The organism is bacterium, from assembly GCA_023230585.1.
Taxonomy (GTDB): Bacteria; Ratteibacteria; UBA8468; order B48-G9; family JAFGKM01; genus JALNXB01.
On record JALNXB010000084.1, the window covers coordinates 1 to 6,276 of the forward strand.

Annotated in this window: 6 protein-coding genes; 4 read left to right on the forward strand and 2 right to left on the reverse strand. The window is 34.0% G+C overall.

Annotated elements, in window-relative coordinates; all coding sequences use genetic code 11:
* Positions 1 to 64: 64 nt before the first annotated feature.
* Complete coding sequence (locus M0P98_08895) at positions 65 to 1,048, reverse strand: hypothetical protein (protein MCK9266966.1); 984 nt, start codon at positions 1,046 to 1,048, stop codon at positions 65 to 67.
* Between the two features lie 36 nt (positions 1,049 to 1,084).
* The gene (locus M0P98_08900) at positions 1,085 to 2,266 is read right to left on the reverse strand and encodes a radical SAM protein (GenBank protein MCK9266967.1); all 1,182 of its coding nucleotides are present in this window, start codon (positions 2,264 to 2,266) and stop codon (positions 1,085 to 1,087) included.
* Positions 2,267 to 2,476: 210 nt separating this feature from the next.
* On the opposite strand from M0P98_08900, the gene M0P98_08905 reads away from it, so the two are divergent.
* The 4 genes from M0P98_08905 to M0P98_08920 all read left to right on the forward strand — a co-directional run.
* A complete protein-coding gene (locus M0P98_08905; protein MCK9266968.1) occupies positions 2,477 to 3,481 on the forward strand; it encodes an ABC transporter ATP-binding protein in 1,005 nt (334 codons plus the stop codon).
* A gap of 1 nt (position 3,482) precedes the next feature.
* Positions 3,483 to 4,286, forward strand: coding sequence for an ABC transporter permease (locus M0P98_08910; GenBank protein MCK9266969.1), 804 nt, complete (start codon positions 3,483 to 3,485; stop codon positions 4,284 to 4,286).
* The gene (locus M0P98_08915) at positions 4,264 to 5,343 is read left to right on the forward strand and encodes a nucleotidyltransferase family protein (GenBank protein MCK9266970.1); all 1,080 of its coding nucleotides are present in this window, start codon (positions 4,264 to 4,266) and stop codon (positions 5,341 to 5,343) included. Before M0P98_08910 ends, M0P98_08915 begins: the two co-directional genes overlap by 23 nt.
* A gap of 369 nt (positions 5,344 to 5,712) precedes the next feature.
* On the forward strand, positions 5,713 to 6,276 hold a 564-nt coding region (locus M0P98_08920; protein MCK9266971.1), incomplete at its 3' end, for a transposase.

Sequence of the window (6,276 nt, forward strand, 5' to 3'; positions counted from 1 at the left end):
AGCAAGACTGACAATGAAATGGCAGATATAGTACAAAAACAAAGAAGCAGGTTATTAAAAAAAATTATGCCTGTTTGTGACCCTTAATTATTTCAGGCTCATTATTTGACTGGAAAAGACTGTCTTTTAATATTTCCACTATCTCCCCTGATTTATCAAAGTACATTCTATATACAGGCACCTCCTTTACAAGCATCTCTAATACGTCCAATTCCTTCTGCCACCACTCAACGGAAACTAATGGTTTTACAAGTGTTACAAGAAGGAGTTTCCAGATTTCCATATTATCAGTAACAAGTTCCAACCTGTTAGATTTATTTTTTGTTAAAATACAGACAGCGCGCAAAGGAGCCGAAGAAGAAGAAACGTCTGGTATCTCTCCGTGGCTCCACGTACCGTGAACTTGCCATCCGTTCTCCCACCTTCTAAGTATATTTCTATCATCACAAAGAATTTCTGCGTTACCTTTCAACATTTTTAGTGTTGTTGATTTTCCTGCTTCTGAATGCCCTACAAATATCAGCCCTTTTCCGTTAATAATGGAAGCTGAAGAGTGTAAATAAAAAGCATTTCTATCAGCAAGAAGGGGGGCAATCCAAATCTGGTCTGTAGGAAAAAAGGCGAGTGAAAAAAAACCTTCTTTATATAGATTGTCTTTAATGTCCGGATTATTAAATATAACGCCTTCCGTATGATCTTTATTGAATACTGCAATCTTATATACATTTTCTCTGGTCTCCTCTTTTACAAAACAGAGATATATCCAATAACCGTCTTTACGGTAAATTATCCAGGGGGCATTGTGATATACCTTTTCTCCTAAATCTGAATAATTAAATTGAGGCAGATAAAAGGAATGCCTTAAAGTAACATTATCCTCACCAGGACCCTCTACAGCAAAAGTATCAAATTTACTTATAAATTTTATCTTATCAAAATCTAAATCACTTTCTACACAGACAGTAATACCTGCTGTTTTAAAGTAACGCCGATTATGCTTTTTGAGAGGTTTTTCTTTCTCTCTTAAAAACTTTTCAAGTATATCCATTTTAAATATTCCTTTCTGTTTATGTAATACTAAATACTATTTTCTCACAACTTTTACTTCCCAGCCCTTCTCCCCTTCTTTCAAAAACCCGAGTAATCTTGCTTTTGTGTGAGAAATCTCACATAAGTATTCAACAGGAGTATCTAATGTGCCGTGTTCCATCCAAGATTTAGCAGGACACTGGTCGCATAAACCTTTTAAAACGCATTTTGCGCACCTTTCAAGGTATACAGGATTTTCTGCTACCATTTTTCTTACGGTAGGGAAAAAGTTTTGTAAAACCTCTTTTAAAGAACCCTTTTTAAGGTTATAAACTGTTTTTGGATGTCGTAACAGAAGGCACATCTGAAAATTCCCGTAAGCATCCACACAACCACTTTGAATCCCAGCACCACAGTCAAAGAGGGTCTTCCCGACAGGTCCACCACATCTTTCATAATACTCTTTTACATTTTTAATATATCCTTCCTTATCTCTTGTTAGGATTTTAAGGGTTTCTTCAGGAGGTAGCCGTAACTTTCTTATAAGTTGGTTCTTATCTTCTGAATCTCTTCTTGCCCTCAAATCAAAAGACATAGAGTAATTCCCATATTTTGTCTCATTTTGAGGTTTCACATTATTATAAGCCCACTCTTCAAATTTCTCTATCTCTGGCTTAAAAGATGGAAGAATAGACGCCTTAACAGAAAAAGGCATTTCATTTTTTAACAGCAAATTTATTCCATTCCAGGCTTTTTCGTAAGAACCAGCAACCCTTGTTACTTTTTCGTAAGAGGTTTTACTCATTCCATATACCGTAATCTCTATTCCTTCAAGAGGGGGTATATTTTTAAAGAGTTGTGCCAAATGCGGGGTGATTAAACACCCATTTGTAAAAATTAAAACCCTTAATCCAAGTTTTCTTGCATATAAATAAATCTCTTCAAAATCTTGCCTTAATAACGGCTCTCCACCTGTAAATCTAACATTAAGACAACCAAGAGAGGCAGATTCTTTTAAAATGCTTTTTATCTCTGCCGTAGAAAGTTCCTTATTTTTTAAGTTTTCATCGTCAGCGGGCTGATTTATGTAGCAATGTATACAATTGTTGTTACACCTTTCTGTAAGTTCAATATCAAGACTGCTTAACAAGGAACCTTTTCCTATGTTTAAAAGGTTTTTATATGTGTTCTGTTTTGTAAAATATTTTTTCTCTTCAGTTTTTTTAAATTTATTCAAAAGTTCTCCTTTCTTTAAATATAGTAATTATATAAGATATCTTTAAATTTACAATTATTCAAATATAATTTATACTTTTATATTTAAATGAGATTAAGCCTTTTGTGGAGGTAGGGGGAGAGAATAGGAGAGTGCTATCCGGACTTGAGTCGGAATCTCGTTTTTACTACCGCTCATAGGTAACAAATTGAGAGAGAACAAAAAAGGAAAATGGAATATTCAATAGAGGTTTGTAATCTTACAAAAAAATACCCCCTTGTTAAAAGGTACAGGGATATATTACGCCACCCTTTTAAACAGGAAAAAATGACTGCCCTTCAGGATGTCTCTTTTTCTGTAAATAAGGGAGAATTATTCGGCTTATTAGGTCCTAATGGAGCCGGTAAAACTACTCTTTTAAAAATTCTTGCTACTCTAATATTGCCTGATAAAGGCATAGTAAAAGTGAATGGTTTAGACGTAGAAAAGCAACCTTCACAAGTTAGGCGTTCAATAGGTTTTGTGGTGACAGAAGAACGTAGTTTCTACTGGCGGCTTACAGGTTGGCAAAACCTTGAATTTTTTGCTGTGTTAAATAACATTGGTAGAAAAGATATCCATAAACGGCTTGATAAGGTCTTAACTCTGGTTGGTTTAAGGGAAGATGCTCACCGTATGTTTAAAGATTATTCTTCTGGTATGAAACAAAGATTGTCTATTGCTCGTAGTTTGTTACCAGAACCAGATATACTTATAATGGACGAACCGACCCGAAGTTTAGACCCCACTGCAACAAAAAATTTAAGAGAGTTTATAAGGGAAGACCTTGTGTTATCTCAAGGTAAAACTGTGTGCCTCTCTACCCACAATCTATACGAGGCAGAAAATTTATGTAGCCGAATCTTAATACTCCATAAAGGTAGGTTGATTGCTTGCGATACACCCAATAATATTAAATCCTTGTTACCTCTTAATTCAGTTATAGAGATACATCTTTTACAAGGAATTAGCAACACAAAAAACATTATTGATAGTATCTGCACAAAAAAAAGGTATAAACAATCTAAGTTTAAAGAAGAGAAACAGAATATAATTGTCCAGTTAACAACAGAAGAAAATTCTACAGATATTTCTTCCATTGTAGAAGAGTTTTCAAGAGCAGGGTTTCAGGTAACTGCGTGTTTTCCTAAAGAACCAACTCTCGAAGAAGTTTTTGACCAAATAATTGGTAATTAAAATGATAAAAGCAATAGCATTCTTAAAACGAGATATACAAGAGACGTTGAGTTATAAACTAGTTTTTTTTGGACACCTTATAGGTATTGTTTTTCCATTATTTACTTTCTTCTTTGTATCAAAACTTATTGACGGTTCCAACATTCAATCTCTAACTCCTTATGGAAACGAGTATTTCCCATTTGTTCTTATTGGAATAGCATTTTCTTCATACATGATGCTTTCTCTCCATTTCTTTTCAGGTATTATAGTAGATGCTCAAAGAACAGGGACTCTTGAAGCACTATTCTGCACCCAAACAAGTTTGCCAACTATTCTTGTATCTGCCTCTATCTTTTATTTTCTTGAAGGTGCAATAAATGTAATCCTTTACCTTCTCATTGGAGTAATTTTTTTTGGTGTCAGATTTGTCAACCCCAACATTGTAGGTACCTTGTTAATCTCTATACTCACAATAACCTGCTTCTTAAGTGTTGGCATTATCTCTGCAAGTTTTGTTTTAGTCTTTAAGAAGGGGGACCCTATTATGTGGCTCTTTAGTTCTATTTCTGGATTATTAGGTGGGGTGATGTACCCTGTATCTATAATGCCTGTATGGTTACAAAAAATCTCAAAATTTGTTCCTTTAACTCATAGTTTAGAAGGTATAAGAAAATCTCTTTTAACGGGCGCCTCAATTCTTGAACTGATTACAGAGATTAAAGTTTTAGTTATTCTTTCTATAATTCTGCTACCTTTAAGTTTTTTCTTCTTTTCAAAAGCAGTAATAAAAGCGAAAAAAGATGGTACACTTACACACTTTTAAAGATAATATCAACATATCAGAAATTTCCAGACTATTAAAAGAGAGAGAAGATTTTTTGCCTTTAATGGAATACTACTCTAAAGAGGTAGCGCCTAACCTCTTTTTTCAACCAGAAAACTCAAAAAAAATTAAAGAGTTGAGGATAAACAACGCAATAAAAAATCTTCTATTTCTGAATGAGTTTAAACTTCTTGTTGAATCTTTTAATAATGACGATATAAACCTTATCCTTCTTAAGGGATTAGCAATGGAACCCTACTACCCTGATGGACTTAGAACATTTTCTGATATTGATATTTTAGTACACAAAAAAGATTTGAAAAAGATAGATTTAGTAATGGGTAAATTAGGTTATTCTCAAAATAACGAGCCACGAGAAGGGGCTATCAACGTAAGGAAGAATATAGGATATACCAAAAAGAAAGGAAGGAACCTCCTTGTTGAATGCCACTTTCTTCTGGGGCCTACTCCATATCTGGATAGATTGCAACCAAAAACTCTTTTTAGAGAAGCAGGTAGTGTTAAGTTTGGAGATGTAGAAACTCTTGTATTATCCCTTGAAGATACCCTTATTAACCTTGCATTACATATTTTTAGCCATATTCCAGACCCTTGTATTGTAAGTATTTGTGATATTAGACAATTAATTCTTCATAATGAGAAAGATATAAACTGGGATATTCTTATTTCAAAAACAGTAAAATATAAACTGGCAATGCCAATGAGATTTGCCTTTAATAGAGTGTTAGAAGTCTTTGATATACCAGTTATTTCTTCTGTTTTAGATAAATTAAAGAATATAAGGATAAGTAAAAGAGAAGAACTAATTTTATCTCTTCTGGAAAACCCAAACAGAAAAGTAGCCAACCTTGGCAAACTTCTTTTTGGATTTAGAACTATAAGAAAAGTTCAATTAATTATTTATATACTTTTTCCGAGTCGTAAATATATTCAGGAAAGATTTAAGGTAGGTGACTCAAAATTTCTTTTCTTATATTATTTCAAAAATATTAAAGAAAATGTTATTATGGCACTTTCTTGGTTTTTAGGTGAGTGAAAAAGAGTATGTGGTGTCTACTCACTCTGGTACTACGGCGCATACACCTTCTACGCCACAATCGGGCATTCTGAGAACTCACCCTTCTGCATAGAAGACATCTCCGAAGGGCTTAACAGGCTCAGAGTAGATGATACGATAAAAGTCAAAAAGGTGAATACTCTGGATGAAAAAGGTAAAATACAACAGTCCGGAGTAGATAGGTTATAGGCTGTATGTTCTAGTGAGGCGACAACAGACCTCGTAGAGTAGGTTAACTGGCACCTATAACTGAATAGTCACCATAGGCCAAGAAGAGCCTGAATAGGAGGATGGTGTTCACCAAAATATAACTCTACTCCGAAGACACAACGAACCAGGGAGGTAGAGATGAGAAGATATATCGGAGTAGATTTGCATAAGAGAAGTTTTGTAGTTTGCTATAGAAACCTTGCAGAAGAAGTAAAAGTAAGAGAGTATAAAGTAACAGAAAAAGATTTAGAAGCATTTAAAAAGACGCTGAGAAAAACTGATGTATTAGCGGTAGAATCTACTGGCAACACAGGACATTTTGTTAGAGCAATAGAAGCTTTTGTAGAGAGTGTAAAGATAGTCAATCCTACACAATTTAAGATAATTGCAAATTCAGTAAAAAAGACAGACAAGTTGGATGCTGGAATAATAGCAAAATATTTGAGCAAAGATCTAATACCTGAGGTAAGAGTGAAAAGCAAAGAGCAAGCACAAACTTCCAGTTTAATAGGAACACGGAGCAAATTGGTACAGTTGCGCACAACATTGAAAAACAAGATACATAGTATACTAAATGCTAATGGAATAGTTACTAAAAAAGAGATGTTCAGTTCTGATAAATCTTTGGAGAAAATACTTGAATTAGATATAGACAATGATGATTTATTTGAGCTGCGCTTAATAGTAGAACACGTTCGTCAT

Coding starts and splice junctions, on each gene's coding strand:
- M0P98_08895 (MCK9266966.1), bottom strand. CDS start 1,048: ATGGATATACTTGAAAAGTTTTTAAGAGAGAAAGAAAAACCTCTCAAA.
- M0P98_08905 (MCK9266968.1), top strand. CDS start 2,477: ATGGAATATTCAATAGAGGTTTGTAATCTTACAAAAAAATACCCCCTT.
- M0P98_08910 (MCK9266969.1), top strand. CDS start 3,483: ATGATAAAAGCAATAGCATTCTTAAAACGAGATATACAAGAGACGTTG.
- M0P98_08915 (MCK9266970.1), top strand. CDS start 4,264: ATGGTACACTTACACACTTTTAAAGATAATATCAACATATCAGAAATT.